At 34.6% G+C, this 26,407-nt stretch carries 19 protein-coding genes; 8 read left to right on the plus strand and 11 right to left on the minus strand.

Annotation, left to right across the window (positions count from 1 at the left end; all coding sequences use genetic code 11):
• Window position 1: 1 nt before the first annotated feature.
• From MJQ71_RS09295 to MJQ71_RS09315, 5 genes are read right to left on the minus strand one after another with little or no spacing between them, the layout of a single operon-like run.
• The gene (locus MJQ71_RS09295; RefSeq protein ID WP_238806299.1) at window positions 2-3,259 is read right to left on the minus strand and encodes a hypothetical protein; all 3,258 of its coding nucleotides are present in this window, start codon (window positions 3,257-3,259) and stop codon (window positions 2-4) included.
• Entirely contained in the window at window positions 3,235-5,139 is a 1,905-nt protein-coding gene (locus tag MJQ71_RS09300) for a cytochrome c3 family protein (RefSeq protein ID WP_238806300.1), read from the minus strand. The genes MJQ71_RS09295 and MJQ71_RS09300 overlap by 25 nt, the downstream gene beginning before the upstream one ends.
• Window positions 5,136-6,467 (minus strand): NAD(P)-binding domain-containing protein, encoded by a 1,332-nt coding sequence (locus tag MJQ71_RS09305; protein ID WP_238806301.1) that lies wholly within the window; start codon window positions 6,465-6,467, stop codon window positions 5,136-5,138. Before MJQ71_RS09305 ends, MJQ71_RS09300 begins: the two co-directional genes overlap by 4 nt.
• 1 nt (window position 6,468) lies before the next feature.
• Window positions 6,469-7,314 carry a hypothetical protein gene (locus tag MJQ71_RS09310; protein ID WP_238806302.1) on the minus strand — a complete coding sequence of 282 codons (846 nt, stop codon included), beginning with the start codon at window positions 7,312-7,314 and terminating at the stop codon, window positions 6,469-6,471.
• A gap of 46 nt (window positions 7,315-7,360) precedes the next feature.
• Window positions 7,361-10,453, minus strand: coding sequence for a cytochrome c biogenesis protein CcsA (locus MJQ71_RS09315; RefSeq protein ID WP_238806303.1), 3,093 nt, complete (start codon window positions 10,451-10,453; stop codon window positions 7,361-7,363).
• Window positions 10,454-11,089: 636 nt separating this feature from the next.
• On the opposite strand from MJQ71_RS09315, the gene MJQ71_RS09320 reads away from it, so the two are divergent.
• Together MJQ71_RS09320 and MJQ71_RS09325 are read left to right on the plus strand one after the other, a co-directional pair.
• A complete protein-coding gene (locus MJQ71_RS09320; protein ID WP_238806304.1) occupies window positions 11,090-11,659 on the plus strand; it encodes an RNA polymerase sigma factor in 570 nt (189 codons plus the stop codon).
• Between the two features lie 5 nt (window positions 11,660-11,664).
• Window positions 11,665-12,930 carry a hypothetical protein gene (locus tag MJQ71_RS09325; RefSeq protein WP_238806305.1) on the plus strand — a complete coding sequence of 422 codons (1,266 nt, stop codon included), beginning with the start codon at window positions 11,665-11,667 and terminating at the stop codon, window positions 12,928-12,930.
• A 759-nt stretch (window positions 12,931-13,689) separates the two neighbouring features.
• Here the strand turns inward: MJQ71_RS09325 and MJQ71_RS09330 are convergent.
• Window positions 13,690-14,697, minus strand: a complete 1,008-nt coding sequence (locus MJQ71_RS09330) for a WD40/YVTN/BNR-like repeat-containing protein (RefSeq protein ID WP_238806306.1) — start codon at window positions 14,695-14,697, stop codon at window positions 13,690-13,692.
• A 233-nt stretch (window positions 14,698-14,930) separates the two neighbouring features.
• Window positions 14,931-15,344, minus strand: a complete 414-nt coding sequence (locus MJQ71_RS09335; protein ID WP_238806307.1) for a VOC family protein — start codon at window positions 15,342-15,344, stop codon at window positions 14,931-14,933.
• A 174-nt stretch (window positions 15,345-15,518) separates the two neighbouring features.
• Here MJQ71_RS09335 and MJQ71_RS09340 point away from each other — a divergent pair, with 174 nt between their 5' ends.
• Window positions 15,519-15,737: a hypothetical protein gene (locus MJQ71_RS09340; protein ID WP_238806308.1), complete on the plus strand. Its 219-nt coding sequence runs from the start codon at window positions 15,519-15,521 to the stop codon at window positions 15,735-15,737.
• Between the two features lie 69 nt (window positions 15,738-15,806).
• Here MJQ71_RS09340 and MJQ71_RS09345 read toward each other — a convergent pair whose 3' ends face one another.
• A complete protein-coding gene (locus tag MJQ71_RS09345) occupies window positions 15,807-16,499 on the minus strand; it encodes an NUDIX hydrolase (protein ID WP_238806309.1) in 693 nt (230 codons plus the stop codon).
• Window positions 16,500-16,615: 116 nt separating this feature from the next.
• Here MJQ71_RS09345 and MJQ71_RS09350 point away from each other — a divergent pair, with 116 nt between their 5' ends.
• From MJQ71_RS09350 to MJQ71_RS09360, 3 genes are all read left to right on the plus strand, one after another.
• Window positions 16,616-18,250: a carboxylesterase/lipase family protein gene (locus MJQ71_RS09350; protein WP_238806310.1), complete on the plus strand. Its 1,635-nt coding sequence runs from the start codon at window positions 16,616-16,618 to the stop codon at window positions 18,248-18,250.
• A 35-nt stretch (window positions 18,251-18,285) separates the two neighbouring features.
• Window positions 18,286-19,887, plus strand: coding sequence for a carboxylesterase/lipase family protein (locus MJQ71_RS09355; RefSeq protein WP_238806311.1), 1,602 nt, complete (start codon window positions 18,286-18,288; stop codon window positions 19,885-19,887).
• A gap of 124 nt (window positions 19,888-20,011) precedes the next feature.
• A complete protein-coding gene (locus tag MJQ71_RS09360; protein ID WP_238806312.1) occupies window positions 20,012-21,355 on the plus strand; it encodes an FAD-binding protein in 1,344 nt (447 codons plus the stop codon).
• Window positions 21,356-21,419: 64 nt separating this feature from the next.
• Here the strand turns inward: MJQ71_RS09360 and MJQ71_RS09365 are convergent, their stop codons facing one another.
• The gene (locus MJQ71_RS09365; protein WP_238806313.1) at window positions 21,420-22,211 is read right to left on the minus strand and encodes a biotin--[acetyl-CoA-carboxylase] ligase; all 792 of its coding nucleotides are present in this window, start codon (window positions 22,209-22,211) and stop codon (window positions 21,420-21,422) included.
• Between the two features lie 127 nt (window positions 22,212-22,338).
• On the opposite strand from MJQ71_RS09365, the gene rsfS reads away from it, so the two are divergent.
• Window positions 22,339-22,746 carry a ribosome silencing factor gene (gene rsfS / locus MJQ71_RS09370; RefSeq protein WP_238806314.1) on the plus strand — a complete coding sequence of 136 codons (408 nt, stop codon included), beginning with the start codon at window positions 22,339-22,341 and terminating at the stop codon, window positions 22,744-22,746.
• A gap of 98 nt (window positions 22,747-22,844) precedes the next feature.
• The gene (gene ftsH, locus MJQ71_RS09375; RefSeq protein ID WP_238806315.1) at window positions 22,845-24,851 is read left to right on the plus strand and encodes an ATP-dependent zinc metalloprotease FtsH; all 2,007 of its coding nucleotides are present in this window, start codon (window positions 22,845-22,847) and stop codon (window positions 24,849-24,851) included.
• 85 nt (window positions 24,852-24,936) lie between these two features.
• Here the strand turns inward: ftsH and MJQ71_RS09380 are convergent, their stop codons facing one another.
• On the minus strand, window positions 24,937-25,779 hold the full coding sequence (locus MJQ71_RS09380; protein ID WP_238806316.1) for a porin family protein: 843 nt from the start codon (window positions 25,777-25,779) through the stop codon (window positions 24,937-24,939).
• A 65-nt stretch (window positions 25,780-25,844) separates the two neighbouring features.
• Entirely contained in the window at window positions 25,845-26,267 is a 423-nt protein-coding gene (locus tag MJQ71_RS09385; protein ID WP_238806317.1) for a hotdog fold thioesterase, read from the minus strand.
• Between the last annotated feature and the right edge of the window lie 140 nt (window positions 26,268-26,407).

A 26,407-nucleotide genomic window follows, 5' to 3' on the forward strand; every position in this document is an offset into this window, starting at 1 on the left:
ATCAACTTTTTCCATCTGGGTGACATGCAAAGCATGAATTACTATCGTAATTGTAGTTTCTTACACCTTTATGCTCTTTATCTGTACTTGTTTTTTTATGACAATTTAGACAGTTAAAAATGCTAAAATTACCAGCATTTGTATGGCATTCATTACACTTATTCCATTCGCCTCTATGTTTACCACTATAAATCGGAAAATATTGTGCATCATGATTAAAAGTTGAGGGTCGCCAATCTGGGTTTGTGGTATGACAAGTTGCACAATCTGTTGAAAAACCAGATGCGGCATGATTTGGATTCTTTGCAGTTTGATATGCTCCATTATGACACGAGTTACAATCGGTTGGCGTATTATTAAAAATACCTCCTGCGTGACACTGGGTACAATTTGAAGCAATATCAGCATGAGCTCCCGTTAGTTGATAATAATCATTATGGTTGAATGTCGACGGCTTCCAACCCGGGTTTGTAGTGTGACAAGTTGCACAATCTGTTGAAAAACCAGATGTTACATGATTTGGATTCTTTGCAGATTGGTATGCAGCATTATGGCATGAATTACAATCGGTTGGCGTGTTATTAAAAATACCTCCTGCGTGACACTGGGTACAATTTGTAGCAATATCAGCATGAGCCCCTGTTAGGGGATAAAAATCAGTATGATTAAAGGTCGATGGCTTCCAACCTGGGTTTGTAGTGTGACAACTTGCACAATCTGTTGAAAAACCAGATGCGGCATGATTTGGATTCTTTGCAGTTTGATACGCTCCATTATGACATGAGTTACAATCGGTTGGCGTATTACTCACACTTCCTGCATGACATTGAACACAGTTTGATGCAATGGTAGCATGAGCTCCTGTTAAAGGATAATAAACACTATGATTAAAAGTTGACGGTTTCCAATCTGGGTTTGTAGTATGACAACTTGCACAATCTGTTGAAAGACCCATACCAACATGGTTTGGATTAGTTGTTGTTTTATAGGCACTATTATGACATGAATTACAATCGGTTGGCGTATTACTCACACTTCCTGCATGACATTGAATACAGTTTGATGCAATGGTAGCATGAGCTCCTGTTAATGGGTAATAATTACTATGGTTGAAAGTTGACGGTTTCCAACCTGGGTTTGTAGTATGACAACTTGCACAATCTGTTGAAAGACCTATGCCAACATGGTTTGGGTTAGCTGCCGTTTTATAGACACTATTATGACATGAATTACAATCGGTTGGCGTATTATTCACACTTCCTGCATGACATTGAACGCAGTTTGATGCAATAGTAGCATGAGCTCCTGTTAATGGGTAATAATTATTGTGGTTGAAAGTTGACGGTTTCCAACCTGGGTTTGTAGTATGGCAACTTGCACAATCTGTTGAAAGACCTATGCCAATGTGGTTTGGATTAGCTGCTGATTTATAGGCATTATTATGACATGAATTACAATCGGTTGGTGGATTTTTATAATTGCTCCCTGTATGACATTTGTTACAATCTTTAGCTATTTCTGCATGAGCTCCTGTCAAGGCATAAAACTTACTATGGTCAAAAATAGAGGGTGACCAACCGAGGGCGGTTGTATGGCAGGAAGCACAATCTGTTGACAGCCCCATAGCTGCATGATTCGGATTTTTAGCCGAATTATAAGAAGCATTATGACATGAATTACAATCGGTCGAAGTGTTACTTAAACCTTTTTCATGACATTTTACACAATCATTGGCTATTGAAGCATGAGCTCCTGTCAATGGATAATAATTACTATGATTAAAGGTGGAAGGCCTCCACCCAAGATTAGTAGTATGACAAGTTGCACAGTCGGTTGATATTCCTAAAGCTTCATGGTTCGGGTTCTTAGATATTTTATAGTCACTATTATGACACGACTTACAATCAGTTGGTGGATTTTTATAATTACTGCCAGTATGACATTTGTTACAGTCATTAGCTACAGTTGCATGCCCCCCTGTTAACGGAAAAAACCTATTATGATCAAAATTTGTTGGTTTCCAATCAGGTGAAGTAGTATGACAAGTTGCACAATCTGTTGAAAAACCTAATGCTTCGTGGTTAGGATTTTTAGTCGTTTTAAATGCTGCATTATGACATTCATTACAACCATTTGGTGTATTTACATAATTTCCTCCCTTGTGGCAATCATTACATTTCAGTGTGCGATGAGCCCCTGTTAACGGATAAAAATCATTATGAGCAGCAAAAGTAGCTGGTTCCCAATCTGGGTTAGTGGTATGGCACAAGGCACAATCACTTGATAAATTTAATTTAACATGATTAGGATTTGTTGTTTTTTTATAATCTGCATTATGACATGAATTACAATCATTTGGCGTATTATTATAATCGCCTTTATGACATTCTACACAACTATTGGCAATAGCTGTGTGAGCTCCTGTTAGTGGATAAAAATCATTATGTACAGGAAATCTAGCTGGAGACCAATTTGGTGCTGTTGTATGGCAAGAAGCACAATCACTTGATAAATTTAATTTGGAATGGTTTGGATTTGCTGCTTGATTAAAATCAGTTTTATGACAATCAACACATTCGGTTGGTGTATTATTATAATTTCCTCCAACATGACATTTTTCACAATCTTTGGCAATGGCTGCATGAGCTCCTGTTAATGGATAAAAATTATCATGATTAGGAAAAGTTGTGGATGTCCATTCGGCAACTGTTGTAGAATGGCATGAGGAACAATCTGTTGATAAATTTAATTTAACATGATTAGGATTCACAGATGATTTAAAATCCTTAGTATGACAATCTATACAAGTTTGGCCAATAGGTTTGAATCTAATGTTGGTTTCTGATTGATGGCATTGATTACAATCAACAGTTTTATGCACTCCAGCCAAAGGAAATGACGTTTGTTCGTGTATTGTTGTAATATTTTCTACAATCCAAGATTTTGCACTATGGCACCTAGCACAATCATTACCAACTGTTTGGTTGTGCATATCAGTATGGCATGAGACGCAATTAGGTGACGTTTTTACAAAATCAAATTTGGTGTGACAAACTTTACAATCTATACTTTTATGACCACCACTTAGTTGAAAACCTGTACTTCCATGCTCAAATTTACTTTTTGAACTAAACTTCCAACTACCCGAATCGTGGCATTTTGCACAATCCATCTTAAACCCTTTCCCATGGGGCGATTGTGCATGAAGTCCAAATGCAATCAACACCAAGAATGCTATTTTAAATGACAGTCTATACATTGGTATTTTGCTATTTTAAATGATTTAATATTATTATTTCCTGCTAAAGTTGTTATGTGACATTTGGCACAAGCAACATTTTTGTGTTCTCCGTCTAATTTATAATTAGTATTGTCGTGGTTAAAAAATTTCGGATTCCACGATTCACTTCCATGACATTTTGCACAATCTGTTATCCCATTTTTCTCAAATTGCCTACCATGAATATCCTCATGGCAATTTGAACATTGGTGAGATAGGCCCTTAAAGATTTGATTTGGTGGATTTGACTTTTTATCAATGTGACAATCACTACATTTTGCCTTTAAATGCCCCCCAGCCAAAGGGTATTTTGTCGTTTTATGGTCAAAATTTACCACCTTCCAATTTTCTGTACTGTGACATGTACTGCATGATTGTTCTCCATAATATTTTTTGTCGATTACTCCTAAATGAATATCCTTATGACAATTTATACATTCGGTTCCTATATTATTAAATACCCATTTTTTGTCAGCCAAATGGCATGAAAAACATGGTTGTGCAATGTGAGCTCCCTCGAGTTTGAACTTGCTTTTATTATGTTGCTCAATTGTAAACTGTGAAGGTGTAAAACCAGATACACTATGACAACTGGCACAATCAGGATATTTATCTTTTTTGGTTTCAAAATCTCCATTATGTTTATCATTATGGCAACTCATGCAATCTTTATGAGGAAGTGGGTCTGTAAAGTCACTTTTATGGCACGTTTTACAATCAACCACAGCGTGTTTTCCTTCAAGTGGGTAATCTGTTTTTTCGTGGTCAAACTTACCTGTATAAGTTTTATTTTTCAGTAAAAATGACTGCTGATTGTGACAAGACTTACAGTCATTCCCCAATTTCCCTTCATGAATATCTTTATGGCAGGTTAAGCAAGTAATGTTATTTTTCTGAGCAAATTCTTTGAAATTTCCTACTGAGCTCTCATGACATTTTTTGCAGTTAATATCTCGGTGTTTACCTTCTAAAGTATAACCAGTTACAGTATGATTAAAACTCCTTGATGGACTAATTTTTGTAAATGATTCTTCGTTGTGGCATGTCTTACAGTTATTGCCATATTCGCCTTTATGAATATCTTTATGGCAACTCGTACAGTTTGAAAATGATAATCCTGCATATTTTACAAATTTTTTACCGTTCCGAATTTCTTCTTTGTGACAAGACGCACAGTTTTCTTTTTTATGAGCTCCAATTAAGGTAAAATTAGTTTTATCATGATTAAACATTGCTGCTTTTTTGAAATCATTAAAGTCATGGCAAGCAGTACAATCGTTAGATAGCGTTTTTTGATGGTAATCATCGTGGCATGAAAGACATTTTGTGTCTAAGCCCAAAAAGGTATTTGGCTTATTTTTTAAAGTAGCAATCGTAATATTATCTGCTTTATGACAATCATTACAATTTTTTACTTTTGTTTTATGCCCGCCTTTTAATTCATATCCAGTAAAATTGTGGTTAAATGTATTTTTGTCAAATCTGATGGCATTGAAATTTAAACCATGATGTTCGCTATGACAAGTCATACAATCTTTGCCTTTTATTTGAGCAGATGAATGAAAGCCTTTGTTTTTTGATACTTGAGCATTCAACTCCTTGTGGCATGCCAAACATTTCTGATTTGAAATTTTGTCTCCAATTGTATGGCATTGCGTACAATTAGAGAGCCCTTCTAATTTTGCGTGAGCTTTTGAAAGTTTCCCAGGTGATAACTGAGCATAAGAACTCGCAATAAATAATAATTGAAGCAGAAAAAATAGAATAGTCGCAAAGCATAATATCCTATTTTCTCCGCCTCTTTGGATAGAGAAAATGTGTTTTGATGTGTTAGTGATATGTGATTTATGCAAACTCAATTATTATGCGATTTTAAGGTATAGCCAAATCTTTGTGTAATTTCAATCCCTGATTTTTTTAAAAATTGCGTTGGTAACTCTCCTCCTGCGAAAATGTAAACCAAGTCGTTTTCGAGTCTGATTTCTGCATTGTTTTTACTCAAAACCACTTCATTTTCAGAAATAGAATTAACGACCGAACTAAACTCCATTCTAATCAATTTCTGCTCAATGGCATTTTTGATATTAACCAAATTTTTAGGCTTCAATCGGTTGAAATTTTCACTTCGATACGAAAGCGTCACGTTGTTTTCGGGAGCAAGCAAAAGAGCATTTTCTATGGCAGAATCGCCACCACCAACTACCAATACATTCTTTTCAGAGATTAATTCAGGCTCTAAAAGTCGATAAGCAACTTTCTCCATTTCTTCGCCTTTAGTATTCAATTTTCGAGGACTTCCCCTTCTGCCGATTGCCAAAAGCACTTTATTGGTTTCAAATTGTTCGCCACTTTCAGCAACTACAACAAAATTATTGCCCTCTTTTTTTATCTCGCTTACTTTGGTATTTTCTTGAATTGTGATTTTATTGTCATCCATTACGGTCTTCCATAAATTAAGCAATTCAGTTTTACTTGTTTCAAATAACTTAATTTTTCCGTGCCCAGGCAAATCCATTGGTGAAGTCATTACTACCTTTGCTCTTGGAAAATTAAAGACCGTTCCACCCAATGAATCTTGTTCCAAAGTCTTGAATTTTAGCCCTAACTTCTTTGCCTGCAATGAAGCCGAAATCCCAGCAGGGCCAGCTCCAATTATCACTACATCGTATTGGGCTGTATGATTTTTTTCTAAGCTTGCATTAATATTATCTGCTGCTTGTTTTCCTTGCTCGACACTATTTTTTATCAAACCCATTCCGCCTAATTCGCCTGCAATGAAAATTCCTTTGATGTTTGTTTCAAAGTTTTGATTGACGTGTGGCAAGTCAACGCCTCTTTTTTCAGTACCTATTTTCAATGAAATAGCTTCTACAGGGCAAGCATGAAAACAAGCACCATGTCCTACACAACTGGAAGCATTTATCAAAACACCTTTGCCGTTTACAATGCCAATAATGTCTTTTTCAGGACAGGCCGACACGCAAGCGGCTCCGCCAATACAAATATTTGGGTCGATAAATGGATACAAAGAAACAGGTTCATGTACACCTTCTTCCTTTGCTTTTTCAATCTTTTTTTCTACGATTTTTGACTTTTTTGATTTGGTTTTCACATATAAATACATCACCAAAGCACAAAGCAAAAGCCCACCGCCGTAAATCAATATTTCTTCAATTATCATTTCCATTTTAGAATATCCATTTATAACCAAAAGCAATGGTGACGCCTACATGAATCAGCATGATAACTAACATAATAATAGCAAAAGGCAAGTGGATTACGTGCCAATAATTGAACCATTTCTGCATAACTTGCAAACGCTCAATTTTTCTGTTCATATTTAGCTCGTTACTCACCAAGCTCATCACTCCATTGAGTTTTTGCCTCTCCAAATTTGTTTTTTTTAGCTGCTGCTTAATATTGATTTTCAGTTTCCAATCAGCCAAATATTGAGCAATTATATTTTTTTTACTGCTAGACCTTTTGGTCAAGGCCAAAATTTCATTTAATTTTTCGCTGCTTAATTCTATTTCTATTTTTTCGGCAAGTTCCGTTTGCATTCCTCTGATTTCATTGAGGCTCAGTTCCCTCCCTTGTATCGTTCTTGGAATTTGCAAATAAATAAATCTTCCAACCACGCCACTTGCCACCACTGCAACCATGCTCCAAAAACTAATTGAAACTAAGCCACCAAATTTGAAAGAAGTATGAAACAAAATCATAATTGGACCCAAAGTGCATAAAAAAATATGAAATTCGAGCCAATGCTTTAATACCCATACTCTTGCAAGAGACTTCATGTATTTCCGAGCTTGATAACCAAAAACACCTATAATCATTAACAATGTACCTGTAATACCTAACCCATGTCCGATTGGGCCACTTGGTTTTAGTATTTTATGGTCGACGTGGTAAAATCTTTCTTCAATTGACGTTTTATAATAAGGTAATCCTCTATAAAACAAGTATATAGTGACCAAAATCACTATTGATGTCATTGTACCGAGGTATATTCTGTGAGCTGTTTTTGTCATACTAAAATTTGTACTATGCTAATCAATTCAACATTTTACAGATATTTTACACCATTTTCTTCTTATAATTTCGATAAGCTAAACCACTCAAAATAACCAAAACAATTACTGTATAATACACGACTGGTGGAATCGGTACTGGGTCGCCTGCCGCGTAAGAGTGAAGGCCCGATAAATAGTAATTGACGCCAAAGTAGGTCATAATCACCGTTGCAAAACCAAACAAAGAGGCAAAATTGAAAGCATAAACACTTTGTAGTTTCGGGATAAATCTCATGTGAAGAATGAACGCATAAACCAAAATCGTAACCAAAGCCCAAGTTTCTTTGGCATCCCAACCCCAATATCTTCCCCACGATTCATTAGCCCAAACACCACCTAAATATGTACCGATGCTAATCATTGCCAAACCACCCAAAAGTGTAATTTCACTAATGATAGACAACTCTTTGATAGCTCTAATTATATTGTTTTTATTATTATCGTTGATAAATACCATGAGTAATAAATTAAGCATTCCTATTACCGCACCGAGCATCAAAAAGCCGTAACTTCCAGCTTCTAATGATACGTGAATTGTAAGCCAATAAGATTTCAAAACGGGAACTAAAGGCGTAATTTCGGGGTCGAGCCAACTCATGCTTGCAACCAATAAAATTGTAGCGGCGAGGGTTGCAGTTGCAGCCAAACCACCCAAAGATTTTCTTGAGAATAATGTGCCTGCCAACATGGTTGTCCAACCAATATAAATCATTGATTCGTAGCCATTACTCCACGGGGCTCTACCCGAAATATACCAACGAAGCCCCAAGCCAATGGTGTGAAAAATAAAGCCGATTGCCATAGCAAAAAGTGCATATTTTGTCCATTTAGCTAGGCTGCTTTTTCTTTTGATGGTTATGTATAAAAATCCGCCAGTCAAGAGCAAGCACAAAAGGCCATAATAGTTTTTTAGTTCATTGAAGACGTCGAGTTTATTCAATAATAATTCTGCTTTCAACTTCGTATCCGACGGGATAATGGCACTACCATTGGTTTTCTGAAAATTTGATATTTGAGTTAAAGCAGCTTCGGCATTTTGGAAATTGCCACTGTTTGAACCGTCGTTGAGTGCTTGTAAATAATTGATGAAAAGTGTTTTAGTGGCCGAATTGCTCTCATTTCCTTGATGGTCATGCAAAATTTCCGCAGGTGAAAGCCATGTATTTGTAACATCATTAACCTGTGGAAATAATTTAAAAATACTTCCTGTAAATATCATATTGACGATGTTTATTTTCTCGTCCAGTTTGATAATAGCCTTTTCAAAAACACCTTGGTCTTTGGGTAGCATCATTTGGGCAGTTTTCACTTGCACTTCTAAAATGTAGTTTCCTTCGTCATTAAAAAATGAAGCATAACTCATCATTTTTGCCTCGGAATTTAATATTTTTTGGATGTTAGGATGATTTGGAACTTGAATAATTGGTGCCTTTTCCCAAAGTGAAGGATTCAGAATCATTGACAGAATCATTTGGTCGGAAGTTTGGTCAAACAATGATTCTGTTTTGGCAACTTTTCGGAGTAATTCACCGCTATATGTATTCATTGGTTTGACTCGACCGTTGTGGTCTTGTACAACTAATTTTCCAAAATTAGCAGCATGTTCTTTTGAAATTGGATTATTTACTTGGGCGTTGGCATTGCTATAAAAAACCAAAGAAAACAATAGAAAACAGACGATATTTGCCTGCATTTGATATTCTTTTAATTTTTTAAGCAAAAATGAAAATCTACTTTTCTTATCAAAGAAATTCATTAATAAGCCTACAGTCAATAAAATATAACCAAAATATGAAATCCATGTTCCCCAAAAATCATTGTTTACACTCAAGTAAGTTCCGAGTTCGTCTTGGTCAAAAGAAGATTGAAAAAATCTGTATCCGTTATAATCAAGAATATTATTCATGAAAATTCTTTGTTCACGATTGACTGCATTTTGTGGGTCAATCAAAGTTACTTCGCTCGCATACGAGGACGGATTTTCGGTTCCTGGGTATTTTTCCAAAATAAAATCTCGGCACATCAACGAAAATGGCAAAGTCTCAACCTTTGCACCGTAGCTAATAGCGATTTTAACATCGCCGAAATCTAAAATTTTTGGTTGTCCTTCGTCGCCTTTTCGGCCAGTTACCATCGTTTTTTGGGGTTTACCATTTACCGTTACCGAAAGATTTAGTCCAACTAAACTTTCATTCTTTATTTTTCTACTACCTGATTCGGTGGTTATAACTCCTTTTTCAATAAATTCCCCAACTACAAAACTTGAGCTTCCTACTGTATATAATGACCTTAGCATTAGTTTATGAGGTACACCACCAACAAGGTCATCTACTTTTTGAGTAGCCATAACTCTTTGATTGACCAACTCTTGTGTTACAAATGTCAAAGAATCTTCATTTAAAATAATATTAAAAGCATTGGGTATTTGTTCGTTTGTAAAATTGAAGTTTACACCATTGATATTTGCTTGGTCGCCTTGTTTTACATAATATTCTTCACGACCACCAGCACCACCGATTACTACTTTTATCATCGGCAAACCATTTGGGTCAGGGCTTACCTTTTCAGTTGGATTAGGAATAAAATCATCGACATTTACATCAACTAGAGCTTTGCCAATTTGATAGGAATTTGAAAACTTATTACTTCCCAAACTCGAAAAATAAACTGGTTCTTCAAATGAAAATGTCTTACCATTTTGCAAAACTTGAAATTTTAAGAAACTTTCAGTAGAAAGATATTTATTGCTCGTTTCGCCTTCTCTAATGTGCATCATGCCTTCAGTGCCGTAATATCGAGTAACACCAGCCCCCAAAACAATGACAACAACCGAAAGGTGAAAACAAAGCGAAGCCCATTTTTTTTGTTTAAAGAGTTTAAAACGCCAAACATTCATCACAATGGTTGCACAAAATAAGATCAACAAGATTTCAAACCATAAACTTCTGAAAATAACATCTTGTGCCGAAGTCGTACCAAAGTCATTTTCTACGAATGTTGCCACTCCAATTGCCAATGCAAACAAGAGAAAATACATTCCTGCAGCTCTTGTAGAAGTGAGTTGATTAAGAAATTTTGTAATTTTTTGTAGTATCATGGTTAGAAACAATAGGTATAAAATAATTTTAAAACCAAAATCTTTTTATGAGTTAATTTACTGCAAATATTTTTTTATTTAGCTTTTATAGTGGGTATGTTTCCTGATAGATATATTATATTTATATTGGCTTCCTTGTTTATGTAAGCCTTTCAATTAAACTATTGTGAGTCAAACTATATCATACATTTTCAATATTAAAAGTTTTTTTTGCCATAATAGCTAAAAATCAAAAATGCGACAATATATTCTCCATTTTATTTTGCGACATCTCTTGTTTTTGTTCTTACATACCCGTCAATACACATTACTTCCCATTGCTAAATCCAGTGTAATAAAGTACTCATTATCCAAATTTATTCAATTTAGTCTTCAAATAAGAAAAGTCGAGCATAGTAGTTTTTTTTAAGTAAAACAATTTAGCAAATTTTATTTTTATTATAAAATAACTCATTCTTCAATTTTAAAGTACGTACGTCTCCCTATATATGCTTCCTCTGATACGTTATTTTTTATTTTAAATATATGGCGAACTATATAACTACTACCTTTTGTAAAAAATTAGGATGATAGAGGAAGCATAAATCAATTAATATCCGTAATATTAATTTGTAAACTAACCGAACCCCTTTCAGCGTGTTATTTAGACGACGAAATAAAAACTTTAACTTACTTAAAATTATTGAAGGCTGTGTACGGCGAAAACCCTTGGCTCAAAAGGAACTTTTTGACGCTTTTTCCCATGCCTCTAAGAACATCTGCCTAAGGTATTCTGCTAATGAAGTTGAGGCTGAAGAAATGGTAAGTGATGGCTTTTTGAAAATTTTCAATAACATCGAAAAATACGATACAGTACAACCATTTGATGCTTGGTTTCGTACCATTATGATAAATACTGCTATTGATTATTTTCGTAAAAATCACTCAAGAATTAATTTTACCGATTTGGAATATGCCCAAGAAGTGGTTAATAATGAAAATGAACTTGATTTATTATCAACTGAGGAGATAATGGCTTTTATTCAAAAGCTTTCACCCGTGTATCGTATGGTTTTCTCACTTTATGCAGTTGATGGATATTCGTACGCAGAAATTTCGCTAATGTTAGGAATTACTGAGGGGGGAGTTCGTGCAAATATATATAAAGCACGAGTAAACCTACAACAATGGATTAGAGATTATTTAGCACGACAATCTACAATTTAAAGCTTATGTCAAACGATTTATTCGATAGAAAAATAAAAAAACGACTGGAATCAATCAATAGTCCAGTGAGTCTGAATGTTTGGACTAAAGTTGAAAAACAGTTGGCAATACCATGGTATAACAACTTTTGGCGTCGATATGCTTTGCCTATGTATTCGGTTCTGACAACAGTACTGTTATTTCTAAGTCTTACGGGATTTTTAATGAATAAAGAACAAATAAATTTATTAAATGAGAAGATTGCTACTATTAATAAAGTAAATACCCAACCAACTACAAAAAAAACCATTGTTTTGAGAGACACAGTATTTATAGAAAAAATTTTATATGTACGACAAGGATCAAATAATACGATTCAGCCGAATTTATATTTGAATCAATTAAATGAAAAAAAAATTAACAAATTAATTGTTAGTGGGTTAGATAAATACAAGTCAGAAAATGAATTTAAACAAGTCGGCAGATTAAGTCGTCCTGAAAAACCAATTTCTCAAATTTTAGGCCCAGACACTTCTAATCAAACTCAGATAGATAAAAATACTATTCTAACTAATATGGTTAATACAGTTACTAAAGTTGAGCCTAAAAAAGATACGACTAAAGAATTAGCATTTTCCAATCCTAAGCCTGATATAACGCCTACATCACCTGCTAAAAAGGTATTTAAGTTTCCTAAAATTAATGCTCGTTTTGGTCTATCAAGTTCAATTGGTACTGAAGGAGATATAAATTTAGGGCCTGTTGTTGAATTATTTTTAAACCCTAATTTGAGTTTTTCAACAGGACTAGGTATAAATAAATATCGTAAGCTTGAATACGGTTCAAGTAAACAGTTCAATTTAAATACTGGACAGGATTTTCTGGATTTATACAGTTCAAAAATTCCGAAGAATTATGATTTATTAAGCGAGATAAATATTAATACCTCAATTTTAGAACTTCCACTCATTCTAAACTATTATGTACCAATTAAAAGGAATTTTGATCTAAAATTCTCTTTTGGAACACATATAGATATGGAATTATATCAAAATATTCAATTTGAAACCTATCAAAATGGAGAGGAGATATATACAGAATTCAATACATTAGCAGCCAAAAACAGTTGGCACAACATGATATTAGGAGTTGGAGGGCAATACCGACACAAAAATATTGTTTTTCAGGTAAGCCCTAGTTATTTGTATAATTATAGAGAAGTTGATTATATCAAATCGGGGGGGGCTTTTAGAATAATTGGAAGTGTTTTACTAAATATTAGTAATCAGTGATATAATTGGAGGATTCACTGTGCTACTTACATGGCTTGTGATAGATTCGCCTCACCATATAATTGCCTGATTATTAAATAGTTAACAAGTTTTTTAAGTGTTTAATTATTCAGAAAATCAAGAGTTTGATAATTATTATAAGTATTAATTACTTGTGCATTTGCAACTTATGTCTCATAAAAAGGAATAAAACCATACTTGAGAACAAGCTGAAGAATATGCTCATAATGCATTGTATAATTTGTATTCTATTCAGCAGAAGAAACGTATGATTCATGTTGGGAGTCTGAGTTGATAAAACGAATCGAAGCACAAAAAACAGAATAAATGAAGTATAATGATTAAAATTCTATCTCTAAACTTGCTGAAGTCCATCAAAACTTAGGTAAACAAGCTTTTACAACCTATAAAAAACCAGTCGAAAATCTAATTAGCAGCAAAACTATAGACCAAAAACAAATTGAGCATTTATTAGATGATATGCTCAGTTTTTGTTTTGATGAACATATACTACAATTCTATAAGCAGCTTTGTAGGTATTTCTATACGTTAAATCCAGCAGCAACTGCCTATCATGTGTATTCTTACAGAGATATGTAAGACGAAAATAATTGGTAAAAGTAGATAAAAGAAATACACTACTTCAATATATGTAGGCTAAAACGCAACCAATTTCTTTATTCTGGCAATGTATATTTCACTACGAAGTTAGATTTTTTTCCAGCGGTGAGTATTTTAGACTCAAGGCAAGTATGCTGCCTATTTTTCTTTTGTCATTACTTCTTTCATTTTTCTTTCGGAAGTACTAATAACTAATATATCATTGAACGCTTTCAAGTTTGTAACCGCAAACTTTGTCGGTAATCCTTTGCTTGACAATTCCCACAAATTGTTGCCATTGGTTCTTCTATAAATACCGTCCCATTGGCCGGCAAATGTCAAATCATAGTGTTGAAGTACATTGAAAGTATAAAGATCTTTTGGTAAACCATTTTGCAGTGATTGCCAAGTTTTGCCGTCTGCTGAAGACAATAATAATTCATTATATGACATTGCATATAATTGGTTTGTGTCTGAACTAATATTGTGCATACTAAATTGTGGAGATGAATTTATCCAAGATTTGTCCGTTTGTTGTGAAAAAATACCATGGTTGGTTGCTAAATAAAAACTCCCTTTATAAAGAGTTGCTCCATTTGTTTGCAAAGAATTTTGTCCAAATTCTAACGTCCAATTGTCTGATATTTTGTTGAATGAATAAAAACCGTCATTAGTACAAACGTATAGGACGTTGTTGAATTTACAAAAACGTCTAATTGTCAAGTTAGTTAATCCATTATTTAGGTTTTTCCAGTTTTTTCCATTGTCTGTCGTATAAAAAATACCTTTAAATTGAGTTCCAACGAAAATTTCATTATCAATAATTGATAATGCCCCAATATTTCCTTCTATTATTTGTTTGTCGGTCTGAATGCTATCCCAAATCTTATTTTCAAAATTATAGATATATACACCATTATCCTTTGTTGCAACGCCAATGAATTGATTGGAAGTGTCTATTCCGCCCAAGCCAATTGTAATTCTTTCTGGTAAGCCATTACTTGAATTTATCCAACTAAGTCCGTTGTCAAACGAAAAATAGATAATGCCTTTTGAAACTTCTTTTGACAAGGAATCAATATCATTTGCTTTTGAATCACTACTTTTTTGTGAATTGCAGAAATTCAAAATAAGTGTCGTGAAAATTATTAGAAATATTCTAATCATCTGTCAGTTTGTTGTTAATGATGGTCATCATTACGATGCAAATAAAGGCTAGGAATTGCCGATGGTGGAAAGTTTTTTATTCATCCGCCGAAGCCTTACATGGCTTTTTGATGATGTTAGATATTAAGAACTAAAGCTGGGCTTTATTTATCTCCTGCAAAAACCGTCAAGAGAAACTCCGCTATCAAATATTATTTTGCACATATCTCAGTTTATATTTGTTGAATTCATTATTATTTCCCCGTCATTTTTTTAAACTTCTCAATGTCAAGAAATATTATTCCCCAATTATGTCCGTCTAAATCTTCAATATTTCTAATTTGCATAAAGCCTTCGTCAACAATTTCAGTTGTTTCGGTTCCTCCTGCTTTTAAACCTTTCTCCATAATTTCATTCACCTTGTTAAAACTTTCTACTGGAAGTGTAAATGTTGCAATTCTATTTTTTTTAGGGTCAGCTATATTTTTCCTATTTCCTGTTTTGGTCTTCTCGAGTGTCTGAAGCATAACATATATTTGGTCAGTCCAGACCATACATTTTTGGTCATCAAATGTGAATAATGGGTTAACTGTAAATCCTAATTGTATGTAAAAGTTCATTGAGGCTTCCACATTTTTCACTGGTAAGTTGATAAATATTTGTCTCATTGTCAATTAAGATTCAGTTATTTAAATTTTCTCTACTTTAAGAATGATAGTTGTAATCATAAAAATATAAAATCTAACCAAAAGAATATACATTATTTATCTTTTAAATAAAATAAGTTAAACTGACTTTCGATATTTTCTATTGTTCGATTACTCACATAATTGTATCAATGCGTGGTTGTACTTATAGTTCTTGAATCAGTAGGCTCTGGAGATACGCAGTTAAGTTTTGGAGTTGTCGTAGCCCCTTCGATTACAGCTTCTTATACATGGCAAGAAGTGGGTGGTACAAATGCTACTGGTTCGAGAACTTTTAGTGGTTCTACACTTACCATTACAGGTTTACCTTTGCATGCTACCATTGATTTGAGCATCAGTCCGACCAATACATAGCCATAAAAACAGATTTTTGCTACATGAAATGATTTTACAAGTCATTTCATGTAGCATTTTTCGGAATAGTCATTCTCCAAAACTGTACAAAAATGGGGCTTTATGAGCTTTTCCTGAAAATTGCTTTTCATGCCGTTGTAAAATACCTAAACTTAATATTTTTCTTTGAAAAGTACCTCGATGTAGTTTTTCACCCAAAATCGCTTCATAAACTTTCTGCAAATCGTTCATTGTAAAAAAAGGCGGCAGTAAATTCATTCCGACTAGCTTTCGTTCCAAATTATCTCGAAGTGTTTGTAATGCTTTTGCTACAATTTCGGCGTGGTCAAGCATCAAAACGGGAAGTTTATCAATATCATACCAATCACAAGAATCAGATAGAGCGTCGGGGGTTGGCACTACATCATTATAATTTATTAAAGCATAATAAGCTACCGAAATAAACCTATCGAGCATCCAAGTAAATTCTGTCAAATCATGTTCATTAGATTCTAGAATCGTTTGCATGATTTCGGGTTTGTATCGAGCTACATCACCAAAAGTATAAAACTGCTCCAAATAAATATTATCTAGTCCTGTTCGTTCTTTCAACCCTCTCCTAACTGCATCATTCAGGTTTTCATTTCGATTCACAAAACCACCTGGTAGAGCAAATAAACCAGTATTGTGGTATTTCGTAATTAATATTTTTAGTCGTTCGCCCGAAAAACCAAAAACTACAGAGTCGAAAGCTATATGCCGCAAATATCCTTTTTCTTCCACTTATTTTTTAGTTTATGATGAAATAACTATAATTTTTTCAAAAATAAATAGGATTATTTTAAAAAACCAATTATTATTGTCTCAATTTGCGACAATAAGTAATTTAATCTAAAAAAATGAAAAGAATCATCTCATTATTCGCCTTAATTATGTTGTATAATTTTAATGTAAATGCACAAAACAATAATGCGTTTGCAATACAGGCAACCATTGAAAACGGCGTAATTGAAGGCAATTACGACACAAAAACTGGAATTCAAACATATTTTGGTGTTCCGTTTGCCAAACCACCAATCGGTGAATTACGCTGGAAAGCACCACAAGCACTCGAAAACTGGAAAGGTGTGAAAGAAACCAAAAAGTTTGGCCCAAGACCAATGCAAAAATTAATTTGGGGTGATATGAACTCCCGCTCAAATGGCGTAAGTGAAGATTGCCTTTACTTAAATGTTTGGACTCCAGCCAAACGAAACACCAAAGATTTACCTGTTTTAGTGTATTTTTATGGTGGAGGAAACGTTGCAGGCGATGGTTCTGAGCCTCGTTATGATGGAGAAAGCATGGCAAAAAAAGGAATTGTGGTTGTTACTTGTAATTATCGTTTAAATGTTTTTGGAAATTTCGCTCATCCTGAATTAAGTGCAGAAACATCTTATAAAGGTTCAGGAAATTATGGCTATTTCGACCAAATTGCTGCACTTAAATGGGTACAGAAAAATATAGCACAATTTGGCGGAGACCCTAAAAAAGTAACGATCGCAGGCGAATCTGCTGGTTCAATTTCTGTTAGTTATCAAATGGCATCGCCATTAACAAAAGGTTTGATTGCAGGTGCAATTGGTGAAAGTGGTGCTGGTATTAATCCAACAATGGCTCCAGTAACATTAGCTGAAGCTGAAAAAGAAGGACTTACATTTGCTAAAAATGCGGGTGTTCCTACACTAAAACAATTAAGAGCGTTATCTTCAAGAGATGTGTACGAAATTTATGACGAATCAAAACGTTTTGGATTTCCAGTAGTACTTGACGGCTATTTTCTACCGAAAACGCTTCCACAAATTTTCAATGCAAAAGAACAAGCACAAGTTCCTCTTTTATTAGGTTGGAATTCGGCCGAAATACCTGGGCAAGCATTCATGTTCGGAATGCCTTATACAACCGAAAACTTTATCACAAGAGTAAAAAAAGAATATCCAAACGATGCTGATGAAGTATTGAAATTATATCCTCATTCTTCAGAAAAAGAAGTTGAACTCTCAGCAACTGCTTTAGCGTCCGACCGTTTTATTTCTTATAGCACGTGGAAATGGTTCGATTTACACAGAAATAATAGTTCACAACCAGTTTACCGATATTTATATAGTAAACTTCGCCCAGCATTAGTAGATAATTCATTAGCTTCTGGTTTGGCTGGCGGAACGGTAAAAAAAGACGCCAATACACCTGAGCCACCAAAAGCTGTTGGAGCTCCACATGCTTGTGAAATCGAATATTGTATGGGAAATCTTCACTTAATTAAAGACTACGCTTGGACACCAGACGACTATAAAGTTTCGGAAACTATGCTTAATTATTTCGCTAATTTTATTAAAACTGGCAATCCAAACGGAGCGAAATTACCAGAATGGACGGCGGCAAAAGCTGGCGATACAAATCCGCCTGTTATGATTATTGATACAGAATCTCGTACAGAAAAAACACAAAATGATGCCCGTTATTTGTTTTTAGATAAGGCTTACGGCAATAAATAATCTTTCAAAACTATTCAAAACTACTTTTAAAATTCATGAAAAAAACAATCATCTCGCTATTCTTTGCCTTGAGTAGCGGTATTGGAGCTTTCGCTCAATTACAAACAGGCGAAAACGTAGCTCTTACATCAACTGATGCAGGGCAGGTTCGTGGTTATATAAACAACGGAATCTTTACATACAAAGGGATTCCTTATGCTGAAGCCAAACGTTTTGAAGCTCCTCAAAAACCAAAAGCTTGGACAAAAGTTCGTAGTTCAATGGTTTACGGGCCAGTTGCTCCTCTCATGGACCCAACAACAAACGTTCAAGACGAGCCTGAATTTGTATTTCACCATGACTGGGGTTTCACAAGCGAAGATTGTATGAGAGTCAACGTTTGGACTCCAGGAATTAACGACGGAAAAAAACGCCCAGTTTTATTCTGGATTCATGGTGGAGGTTTTACGGCTGGTTCATCACAAGAATTACCTTCTTATGATGGCGAAAATTTAGCAAAAAAAGGCGATGTTGTAGTTGTTTCTATCAATCATCGACTTAATATTTTAGGTTATTTGGATTTATCGGCTTATGGTGAAAAATACAAACAATCAGCCAATTTAAGTGTTCTTGATATGAAAGTTGCGTTAGAATGGGTTAAAAACAACATTTCTAATTTTGGTGGTGACCCTAATAACGTTACAATTTTTGGCCAATCTGGCGGTGGTGCAAAAGTAAATACATTAATGGCTATGCCTTCAGCAAAAGGTTTATTTCACAAAGCTATCAATCAAAGTGGTGCATTTAGAGCAAATATGCTAGATAAAAGTACAACGCAAGCGATTGCTGCTGAAGTGTTAAAAGAATTAAATATTTCAGTTGATAAAATTGATGATATTCAAAATTTTCCATTTCAAAAACTGAGTGATGCTGGGAAAAAAGCACTTTCAACAGTTGCCGCAAAAATGAAAGCTGAAGGCAAACCAGTTATTGGCTTTGGTTTAAGTTGGGGGCCAAGTGTTGATGGAGAAGTGTTGCCTTATCAATTGTTTTCAAACGAAGCATTTGAACTATCTAAAAACATTCCACTTTTGATTGGAACAACCAAAAATGAATTTGCACCTTTCAGAGGGTCGGTTCCTGCTAATAGTAGTTATGATGAAGTAGTAGCTGCCATCAAAAAATCTTATGGCGAGAAAACTGATGCCTATATTGCAGCCGTAAAAAAAGCATATCCAAATGACACAAAACCTTCTTCAATGTTGGATATTGACGTAACTTTCAGACCTGGAGCAGTTTCACAAGCAAATCAAAAATCTGCTTTGGCAGGTTCAGCTCCTGTTTATATGTATTTATTTGATTGGCAATCGCCAGTTTTAGACGGTAAATTCAAGGCTGTTCATTGTATGGAAATTCCATTCGTATTTGACAACATTGCTCGTTGTCAAGAAATGACTGGCGGCACAAAAGAAGCTCATGCATTAGCAGCAAAAATAAGTCAATCTTGGATAAATTTTGCAAAAACGGGCGATCCAAACCATAAAGGTTTACCAAATTGGCCAGTTTACAATGCACAAAATACAGCAACCATGCACTTTGACAATGTCAGCACTGTTAAACCGCAATTAGACAAAGAATTATTTGATTTATTAAAATAAATTCTGAAGTATTAAATCAAAATCCTAGTTGGCTTCAACTAGGATTTTTTATGAAAAATATTGTTAAAAGTCAAAAAATAAATACCTTGCAAAACCTATAAAGCTTACCAAACACTAACATTCTATGAACAAAAGAACATTCCTTAAAACTTCGTCTGTTTTAGCCGCAGGAGTGGCATTTCCACAATTATTTTCTTGTAAAGAAAAAATGCCTCCTCGCACCAATTGGGCAGGAAATCTAACTTATAGTACAGATAATTTATATACACCTAAAACAGTTGCTGAACTGCAAGAAACCATAAAAAAAGTTAAAAAAGTGCGAGGTTTAGGCACAAAACACTGTTTTAATAAAATTGCTGATAGTACCGAAAATCAAATTTCTACCGCTGAATTCAATAAAATAATATCACTCGATAAAGATAAAAATACTGTTACAGTCGAGTCTGGTATCAAATACGGTGAGCTTTGCAAATATTTAGATGACAATGGTTACGCTCTTTTTAATTTAGCTTCTTTGCCACACATTTCAGTAGCGGGAGCATGTGCAACAGCTACTCACGGTTCTGGAATCAAAAACGGAAATTTGGCATCAACAGTGGTTGCCTTAGAGTTTGTAAATGGTAAAGGAGAAATTGTTAATTTATCCAAAGAAAAAGATGGTGATGAATTTGGAATGGCGGTCGTTAATCTTGGAGCATTGGGCATTGTGACCAAAATAACTTTGGCTTTACAACCAACATTTCAGATGAAACAAATTGTTTATCAAAATTTACCAATGGCAGCCTTGGAAAAAGATTTTGAAGCAATCATGTCAATCGGATACAGTGTCAGCTTATTTACTGATTGGAAAAATAAAAATATCAGTGAAGTTTGGATAAAAAGTAAAGCCGAAGACATAAAAGAGATTGCTCCTGAGTTTTATGGTGCTAAAATTGCAACTAAAAACCTTCATCCAATTGAAGCCCTCGATGCCATTAATTGTACAGAACAAATGGGTGTTGCTGGCCCTTGGTACGAGCGAATGCCTCATTTCAAAATGGGTTTCACGCCAAGTAGTGGTAAAGAATTGCAATCTGAGTTTTTTATTCCTTTTGAAAATGCCTACGCAGGATTAATGGCTATCGAGCAACTCAACGAAAAAGTTTCTCCTCATTTATTTATCACTGAAGTTCGAGCCATTGCTGGCGACGAATTACCGATGAGTCCGATGTACAAAAAAACTTGCGTTGCTTTTCATTTTACATGGAAGCAGGAAACCGAAGAAGTGTTGAAAGTTCTTCCTTTTATTGAAGAAGCCCTCGCTCCTTTCAACCCTAGACCACATTGGGGAAAAATATTTACTTTGAAACCTTCAGTTTTGCAATCAAGAATTGAAAAACTCGCCGATTTCAAAACATTAATGACCAAACATGACCCCGAAGGCAAATTCAGAAATGAGTTTATTGACCTCAATTTATTCGGAGCCTAAAATAAAAATGGTAGTGATATTTTAATTTTATCACTACCATTTTCAAATATTGGCTTTCAATTATTTATATCACAAAAGAAATTTCTTTAAAATCTAATTTCACTATTTCATCGGCTACTTCCATTATTAAATGTCCAGAATCAGCCACATCAATTATTTTCCCCTGAAAAGGTTGTTCATTTTTTATATAATTGTGGGTTTCTCGAAAGCGAAAAAGACGTTCTAAATATTTTTTTTTCTGCACTTCAACATGGTTATTAAACGATGTGCCACTTTTAAGTTGTAAATAATATTTTTCAATACACTCACACAATTGTTCTATCAATTTTCCAATTTCAAAATCATCAGTTTGTTGCCCTGATTTTTGCGAAGCTAATCTGAGAGAAATAGCTTTTTCATCTACAAAAGATAACTGATTGATATTCAAGCCGATACCAATTATTGAATAAGCAATTCTGCTCCCAGAAAGTGTATTTTCAATCAAAACCCCTCCCATTTTTCGATTATCAATGTACACATCATTCGGCCATTTTATACTTAGTCCATCAGATAAATATTTACACAAAAAATCAAAAATCCCCAAAGAAACAGCAATATTTAGGCGAAATTGTTGACTAACATTCAAAAAATCGGGTTTGACAATCAAAGAAATTGTAATATTTTGATTAGGCAACGCTTCCCATGAATTTCCACGCTGTCCTCTTCCCGCCGTTTGGTCAGCCGTAATGACAATTGTTCCATCAAAAACTTGTTTATTTTGAATTATTTCAGCGGCAATATCGTTAGTTGAATGACAACTTGGCAGATAAATGGTATTTTTGCCGAGAAATAAAGTTTTGGGTTGAAAATTGTGCAACTTTGTAGTAATTTAGCGTTTTATAAAACGTTGATGTAAAATATTTTTCGTGAAGTTCGTGTACATCATTTTCATTGAATCACAATTGCAACGAACCGCTCACAAAATTAAATGAAGATAAGATTGAATGAAAGAAATTAAAGAACTTTCTGGTGATGAGTTAAGTCGCTTAGTAGTACACGGAATGTTAGAAAAAAAAGCGACAAACATCATAGTAATGGACTTGCGTAAAGTCAAAAATGCAATCACCGACTTTTTTGTTGTTTGCTCTGGAAACACCGATACTCAAATCGCAGCCATCGCTGATTCTGTCGATGAAGAAGTTTTCAAAGCCTCTAAAATTAACCCTTGGCACCAAGAAGGAAGACAAAACAGAGAATGGATTTTGTTAGACTACGTTGACGTGGTTGTGCATGTTTTCAGAAAAGACCGTAGAAAATTTTATGACCTCGAATCTCTTTGGGGTGATGCCGAATTGACTCAAATTGAAGAAAGCATGGAGCCAGAGCAACCTCAACAAATGGTATTCAACTAATGTTTAGAATATTTGAACCTTTACGAAGTTCAAAAACCTTGTAAAGGTTATTTTTTTATATGAATAACTATTGCATTAAAATTTGAAAAACTAAAAAAATGTCAGACAACAACAGTAATGAATTTCCGAAAAGAAAACCAACCAACAACAGTGGTGGTGGTTTGCAGGGCTGGATTGTAGCGGCGATTATCATGGGCATTATTGGCTTTTTACTTTTCTCTAGGTCAGCTTCACTCGCACCTATAAAGTATAAGCAGCTCGAACAAATGATTTTACAAAAAGACGTAGAAAAAGTAGCCGTAGTTGAAGGTAATCGCAGTGTAGAAGTAACGCTTACACGTGATGCCTTGCAAAAACCTGAATACAAAAAAGAATTAGGTAATAATCGTTACAATTCGGGCGGTCCTCATCTCAAAATTGATGTCGTTTCGGTTGAATCGTTTATGAATGAATACCGTGAATTCTTGAAAACGCCGCAAATTGACGAAGCTTATCGCCAAACACTTTATCCTGAAAGTGTTGAAAGACAAGATATGATGAATATGGTTTGGCAATTATTACCATTCATCGTTGTTCTTGGATTGATGTATTTCTTAATGAGCCGAATGACTGGTGGCGGTGGCCCTGGTGGAGCAATCTTCAACATTGGCAAATCAAGAGCTGCGTTATTTGATGCTGATAGTAAAGTAAAAATAACATTCAACGACGTAGCTGGTTTAGAAGAAGCCAAAGAAGAATTACAAGAAATTGTTGATTTCTTAAAAACACCAAAAAAATACACTGAGCTTGGTGGTAAAATTCCGAAAGGAGCTTTATTAGTTGGCCCTCCAGGTACGGGTAAAACATTATTAGCCAAAGCTGTTGCTGGTGAAGCAAGTGTTCCTTTTTTCTCACTTTCAGGATCTGATTTTGTAGAAATGTTTGTTGGTGTTGGTGCGGCTCGTGTGCGTGATTTATTTAAACAAGCAAAAGAAAAAGCTCCTTGTATTATATTTATTGATGAAATTGATGCGGTTGGTCGCTCAAGAGGACGTGGGTCAATGCCAGGTGCAAACGACGAACGAGAAAATACACTCAACTCATTATTAGTTGAAATGGATGGTTTCGGTTCGGATGCTGGTATTATTATTTTAGCCGCAACCAATCGACCAGACGTGTTAGACCCAGCTTTGATGCGTCCAGGTCGTTTTGACCGCCAAATCAGTGTTGATGCTCCAGATATTGTTGGTCGTGAAGCCATTTTCAAAGTTCACATGAAACCGTTGAAACTTTCTGACAATATTGATGTGAAGAAATTAGCAACGCAAACCCCAGGCTTTGCTGGTGCAGAAATTGCGAACGTATGTAATGAAGCCGCTCTTTTAGCCGCTCGCCGTGGAAAACTAGCCATTGATATGCAAGATTTCCATGATGCAATTGATCGTGAAATTGGCGGATTAGAGAAGAAAAATAAATTGATTTCTCCAGAAGAAAAAGAAATTGTTGCTTATCACGAAGCAGGTCATGCAGTTGCGGGTTGGTTCTTAGAACATGCTAATCCATTGGTAAAAGTAAGTATCGTTCCTCGTGGAATTGCTGCATTGGGTTACGCTCAATATTTACCAAAAGAGCAATATTTGTATAGAACAGAACAACTTTTTGACGAAATGTGTATGACTCTTGGCGGTAGAGCAGCCGAAGATGTTGTTTTTGGTAAAATATCTACAGGTGCTTTGAGCGACTTAGAGCGTATTACTAAAAGTGCTTATGGTATGATTAGTATTTATGGAATGAACGATAAAATCGGAAATGTTTCATATTATGATTCAAAAGGCCAAGGTGAAATGTCATTCACAAAACCATATTCTGAAGACACCGCAAAAATCATTGACGAAGAAGTAAAGAAATTGATTGATAGTGCCTACGTTCGCACGAAAGCAATGTTGATTGAAAAGCGAGAAGAATTAGAAAAAATCGCTCAAGAATTACTTAAAAAAGAGATTCTTTATCAATCTGATTTAGTTGATTTAATTGGAAAACGTCCGTTTGAAAAATTGACTAATTATCAAGAATTCATGGATAAGATTGATACTCCAGTGGAAGAAAAAGTGCCAATCGTTGAATAATTTGGCATTGTAACATCAATAAAAAAGGTTCATCAATTTGATGAACCTTTTTTATTGATACTATTTACTGAATTTTACTTCAAATCTACTTTACCAATCCAATAGAAATCTGAAATTGACTTGGAATCATTTGAAAATTGCTAGGATTATTAGCAGGACCTAATTCATAATCAATAAAATTAGCCAGTCCTTTTTCGTAGCGACCTTCTATGAAAAAGTGTTTAAATTCAAATCCAATACCGATATTTATACCAAGTGATGGTCGATTAAATAACTCATTTTTGAGGTCATTTGAAGTATAAACTTTCAGCGTTTCTTCCAATTCATTATTAAATTTCATTGGAAATGACAATAATGGTCCAGCAAAAACTCTTCCTTGACGAAAACGAATGCCAAAGGTCATCGGAACATCAATTGCAGTGAATGAACCATTAACACGTTTAAAAAGCGTGCCATTTGACTGTAAAATATCAAACTTCCCTCCTTTCTGTGAATAAAGAGCTTCTGGTTGAAAATAAAACGAGCCACGAGTCATTCTAACAAAAAACCCTCCCAAATAACCAACTGCCGATTGAGTATTATTGAGAAATTTATCTTTTACGATAGGAAATTGAGGTAAACCCGTTGATGTCACTCGAAAAACATTATTGATATCAACTGTATTAAAACTTCCAAAATTGACACCGCCACGCAATCCCCATTGGAGTTTTACTGCATCTCTTTTATACTCTTGAGCATAACTTACTGTATCAATCACCACTACTTTTTTGCGTTTTTTGGTGCTTTCTTTCATAAGTTTTTCTTTTTGTCCAAAAACCGTATCTACTTGCACCGAATCACTTTTCATTCGGGCGGTATCTTCTTTTATTTGTGCAGAAAGTGATGTTGAAGCAATTGTCAATAGCAATAATAATAATAGTTGTTTCATCTCAAGAATGATGTTAAATTGGTAAATTCTTCCTGAATAACTCGCAAAAATCAAGCCACAAAGTTTCATTTTACATTTACAATTGCCACTGTGAATCTCACCACACAAACCAATTTTTGTTCTTCTGAAGTAATTTTTATATCCCAAATATGTGTTGTTCGACCTAAATGTAGTGGAATTGCCTTAGCATAAACCCAACCACTGCTAACAGGACGTATGTGGTTTGCATTGATTTCTAAACCAACTGCCCGCTGTGCTATTGGGTTTTCTAATGTTAAAAAAGAAGCAACACTGCCTAAAGTTTCAGCCAATGCAACCGATGCACCACCATGCAAAACACCAAAAGGCTGATGTGTGCGGTGGTCAACTGGCATTCGAGCAGTTACGAAATCTTGTCCAATTTCTAAAAATTCGATACCAAGATGTTCGGCCATTGAAGTGCTTCCAAACATGTTTTTTTGAGTAATATCAATGTGTTTCTTGAACATATAATTTTATTTATTTTGTAAAACTGAAGATTATAAAGCTGAAAATAACTTAAAATTAATTTGAATCATCCTGTGATAGCATAAGTTTTTGTAATTTTGCATTTATTTTACTTAAAGCCCTAAAACTAAAGCTTGTTTAA

The sequence above is a fragment of the Emticicia aquatica genome (assembly GCF_923079645.1).
GTDB classification, from domain to species: Bacteria; Bacteroidota; Bacteroidia; order Cytophagales; family Spirosomataceae; genus Emticicia; species Emticicia aquatica.